The sequence below is a fragment of the Labrys wisconsinensis genome, from assembly GCF_030814995.1.
GTDB classification, from domain to species: Bacteria; Pseudomonadota; Alphaproteobacteria; order Rhizobiales; family Labraceae; genus Labrys; species Labrys wisconsinensis.
Map to the genome: position 1 here is coordinate 1 of NZ_JAUSVX010000045.1, position 4,065 is coordinate 4,065.

Here is a 4,065-nt window from a genome sequence, read left to right on the forward strand (position 1 = left end):
ACCGGAACCCACGACTCCCTGCTCGAGGCCGGCGAGTTCGTCCGCACCATCCAGAACAGACAGAACATGCAGATTGGCTGCCCCGAGGAGATCGCGTATGTCAACGGCTTCATCGGCCGGGACGATGTGAGGCGGAGGGCAGCTCTCTTCCAGAAGACCGCCTACGGCGCCTACCTCCAGCGGATCGTCGATGTCGGCGAATGACCGGTGCCGCCGGCCTCGGGCGCGGGTGCAAGAGAAAGCAGATTGATGGCCGGTTCGACCATTCCCGATCCCCTGATCCCGCGGCTCGAGCAGCTGCGGGCCGACGGCGTCGACCAGTTCTATGCCGACGCCGCCCCGCACAAGGTGATCGTCTTTCCGGAGGTGGAGGTTCCGCGGCCCAAGCCCATCCTGGCGACCTATGGGCTGAAGAAAGGCTTCGCCCACAAGCACAACAGGCTCGAAGGCACGATCCCGGCCTCGGGCTACTACTATTTCAAGAGCCATTATGTCAGCCGGTCGGGCACGGTGCTCGACGAGAAGCGGCGGATCCAGTACGCGCCCGACATGATCTCGTCCTACTGGATGTGGTACCTCTCTAAGATCATCGTCAGCGATGTCTTCGGCAGGGTCCCGTCCGACAACATCCAGCTCGAGCCATCCTCGATCGGCAGCTTCCTGAAGGGAGAGGCGGCCGTCAATCGCAAGATCGACGACAGCGCCCTCATCGTCAATCTGGTGAAGCCGGGCACCGTCGTCTACGGCCATTGGCTGCTCGACGTGTTTCCCTGCATCTGGCATTTCATGCGCTGTCGCGAGGCGCGGGAGGGCATGGGGCCGGTGAAGTACATGATCACCGCCAACGCGCCGCCCTGGGCGATCGCCTATCTGGAGATGGCGTTCGGTATCACGCGCGACGACCTGATCCTGTTCGACGATGCCGTCGACATCATCAAGATCAAGCGTATGGTCGTGCCGTCGCTGCTGCGCGTGAGCCCGCTGATCTCCCCGCGCATGAACGGCTTCGTCGACCATCTGCTGGCGACGGTGCGCCCGCTGTCGAAGCGGGACGACCTGCCGCGGCGCGTCTTCATCTCCCGTGAGCGCTACGCGACGGAGGCCAACAAGCTGCTCGTCGACAGCGAGCAGACGCAGGCCGTGTTCGAGGAGATGGGCTGCACGACCATCCGGCCCGAAGAGATGAGCTGGCCCGATCAGCTGGCCCTGTTCTCGAACGCCGAGCTGGTGGCGGGCGAGTTCGGCAGCGGCGTCCACAATGCGCTGTTCGGGGGCCCCGAGCAGGTTCCAGTGGCACTCCTACACATGAAGCACAACTGGAACCAGAGCGCGATCGCGGCGCTGCGCGGCCAGCGGCTCGCCTACATCGCGCCGACCAGCCAGCGCTGGACAGGCCTGGGCAAGGGCGTCGCCTACGGGTTCGATGCCGACATGCTGCGGGACGCGCTCTCCGATCTTCTCGCCCGGATGGGACAGTCACAGCCCGAGGAGACGGCGGAGGACGAGGCGCCGATACCCGACGGACCGGTCCTGAACGACGAGGACGAGGCGACGCCGATCGAGGCCTGGAACGGAAAGCAGCGCCCCCTCCTGGCGGCGACTGCCGAACATCGCCCGGTCATCGCCTCGGACAAGCGGCGGCCGGCACTCCTCGTGGTCGCGACCGGGAGTTACCAGGCCCTCTGGCAATTCTGCCTCGAAAGCCAGCGGGCCTATGCCCTGAGATTCGGCATCGAATATGTCATCAGGACGCAGGAGCGGCCACCCTACAATGGAAAATGGACAAAGATCGTCCATGCGATCTTCCTGCTCGCCGCCGGCCGCAACGTGATGATGGTCGATGCCGACGCGGAGATCACCCGGCGGGCCCCGCACTTCGGAACTCTGCTCAACGCCCATCCCGACCGGGACATATTCTACGCGACCGGCATTTCCGGGCGGCCGAATTCGGGCGTCATGCTGCTGCGGGGCGGCAAGGACAGCGCCGCACTCGCCCTTCTCCGCCTGTGCCTGGATCGACGCGCCACATCGGTGCCGCTGGAAGACTTTGTCACCGAGGACGGCGAGAACGGCCACATCATTCACTTTCTGAAGCACGAGCAATTCCGCGAGCGCGCGCAGGAGATCGACCCGGCCTGGAACAGCACCTTGCCGCAAGACTTTGCACGGGCCTATGTCCGCCATTACACTAACAGACTGCGCTCCAGCCTCTGGCGCGGCGACACGATGCGGCAGCTGTCACGCCGGTTCGCCCCCCGATCCGAGGACGAGTTCCGCAGCCGCTCGGCGGCGATCGGCCACCAGGCCGGACGCGCGGCATTCTTGGCAGACATCAACACCGATCCGGAGCGATTCTCGCGATTCACGCAAACGGTGCGCATGCTCTATCGCCTGCGACGCCTGTCGCCTCCGCTTCCCGCTCGGGATGATCCCGAGGCTTGGCTGCTACGGTACGAGTTCGCCGCGGGACTGCTCGATGCAGCGACCTGCGAGGTCGTCACAAGGATCATGCGTCCGGGCATGACCATCGTCGATACCAGCGCCGCGCCGGGGCACATCATGCGCACGGCCCTCAACGCCGCCGGCCTTGCGGGTCGCTTCATCGCCCTGGACTCGCCCGCTGCGGTCGTCACCCTGCGCGCGAACGTGGGACGGGTGCCCCGCACGCTGGTGGCCCAACTGACCGGTCCCGATGCGCGGACGATCGACGGAATCTGCAAGGCATCCAGGATCAAGACCGTCGACCTCATCCGCATCCAGGCCGAAGGTCACGAGGCGAAGGTCCTGCAGGGCGCGTCCGATGTCATCGCCGCCGCCTCCGGCATCGTGGTGATTGCCAAAATCGACCCGGCCAAGACGCGGGCGCTCGGCCTTCAACCGGAGCAGATCATCGAGGCCGCCTTCGACCTCGGCTTGATCGCACGCCGCATCAATCCAGATTTCAGCCTGGCACCAGCCGGGCTTTGTGATCCTGAGCTTGCGAGCGACTATTTAGTGACAAGGGCCACATGTTGGCCGAACTTGGAGCGCGCTTTGCTCTTTCGCCGGACCGGCTCGCCAACACTGGGAAGAGAAACGCGCTCTCGCCTTCAGCGATCGCCAGCGTCGTTTACGGAAGCACCTTTGGCAACTGCTACTTCTAGGTTCACTCCTACCGCCGATCGCGGCGCCCTGATCGAGCACTCCACATCTGCTAATGCAACAGAAAATTCCAAAAATAAGGCAATGAATACTTCATCTTCGTCACGAGGTGTCTGCTGATATTAATTTAAGCCTCACGAGTTCAATGTCACATAGATTCGGGCACAGAATTTATTGTATAGACTTTGCTCCAACATCACTCTATAAAAACTTCAGCAAAGAAGAATTGATTACTACCAGTTCTTACTCCACACCCAAAAAGCACCGATGGCGACAGAGCTTCTGCAACTCCCATTAGTATTTATAGTATTACCAATGATAGAACGGCTGAAGTATGAACGCTTCAGATTGAAGCATATCCCGCGTTGACGAGATAGTTTGCGCATTCGTTTGGAGGAAGGGCCTCGAGGATAATGCCGATGCGCCGCCATATGTCTTCGAGCTTCCGCTCGGCGGCGGCGCGCAGGAGATGCGTGAGCTTGGCGAAGACCTGCTCGATCGGGTTCAGATCGGGGCTGTAAGGCGGGAGGAAGAGTAACTTCGTCCCGGCGGCCCGAATGGCCCGGCGCACCCTCCGGCCCTTATGGCTGCCGAGATTGTCGAGGATGACGACGTCGCCCGGACGCAAGGTCGGCACGAGCAGCGTCTCGACATAGGCGGCGAAGCTCGCGCCGCTGATCGGTCCGCCGAAGACGCAAGGCGCGTCGATCCGGTCGCAGCGCAGCGCCGCCAGGAAGGTGAAGGTCTTCCAGCGACCGTGCGGGACTTTGGCGGGCAGCCCGGCGCCCCGAAGGTTCCAGCCGCGCAGCGGTGCCATGTTGGTCTTTATACCAGCCCTCGGTGAGTTTGACTCCATTGGGGATTCCCAGCGCCGGCGACTTCTGACGCAATGCGGGGGTGAGCTGAGTCGGACGGCGGAGGCAT

Annotated in this window: 2 protein-coding genes and 1 pseudogene; 2 read left to right on the forward strand and 1 reads right to left on the reverse strand. The window is 63.0% G+C overall.

All coding sequences use genetic code 11. From position 1 onward, the window contains the following. Together QO011_RS42365 and QO011_RS42370 are read left to right on the forward strand one after the other, a co-directional pair. Positions 1-204: pseudogene (locus tag QO011_RS42365) on the forward strand (glucose-1-phosphate thymidylyltransferase RfbA); the annotation flags it as partial. 45 nt (positions 205-249) lie between these two features. Then, a complete protein-coding gene (locus QO011_RS42370; RefSeq protein ID WP_307286737.1) occupies positions 250-3,261 on the forward strand; it encodes a glycosyltransferase 61 family protein in 3,012 nt (1,003 codons plus the stop codon). Positions 3,262-3,484: 223 nt separating this feature from the next. Here QO011_RS42370 and QO011_RS42375 read toward each other — a convergent pair whose 3' ends face one another. Then, entirely contained in the window at positions 3,485-3,997 is a 513-nt protein-coding gene (locus tag QO011_RS42375) for an IS630 family transposase (protein WP_370882086.1), read from the reverse strand. Between the last annotated feature and the right edge of the window lie 68 nt (positions 3,998-4,065).